This is a genomic window from Diaphorobacter sp. J5-51 (assembly GCF_001023515.1).
Lineage (GTDB): Bacteria > Pseudomonadota > Gammaproteobacteria > Burkholderiales > Burkholderiaceae_C > Diaphorobacter > Diaphorobacter nitroreducens.
Window position 1 is genome coordinate 1 of sequence record NZ_JSYI01000120.1, and the last position, 436, is coordinate 436.

Sequence of the window (436 nt, forward strand, 5' to 3'; positions counted from 1 at the left end):
CGCAAGCTGGAGGCCCAGCTGGGCATTGCGCAGCGGGCAGGCAAGAAAGGCCGTGCCAAGGCGATCCACGCCAAGATCAAGAACCAGCGCAAGGACATGCTGCACCAGTTCAGCACCGCCATGGTGCGAGACTATGGCGCGATCTTTGTAGGGGACGTGGCCAGTGCAAAGCTGGTCAAAACCAGGATGGCCAAGAGTACGCTGGATGCGGGCTGGGCCAGCTTAAAGACGATGTTGGAGTACAAGAGCCATCAGGCCGGTGTCGTTTTCGAGGTAGTGAGCGAAAGCTACACAACCCAGACTTGCTCGTGCTGCGGGAGCATCTCCGCCAGCAGTCCGAAAGGTAGGGCAGGTTTGCGAATAAGAGAATGGACTTGCTGCGATTGCGGCGCGGTACACGACCGCGATGTGAATGCGGCCAGGAACATTCTCGCGG

1 protein-coding gene is annotated in these 436 nt (G+C 59.2%); it reads left to right on the top strand.

The window, feature by feature from the left end:
- Window positions 1-436: RNA-guided endonuclease TnpB family protein (locus OX89_RS14705; protein ID WP_047351196.1), on the top strand; the 436-nt coding region annotated here is incomplete at both ends.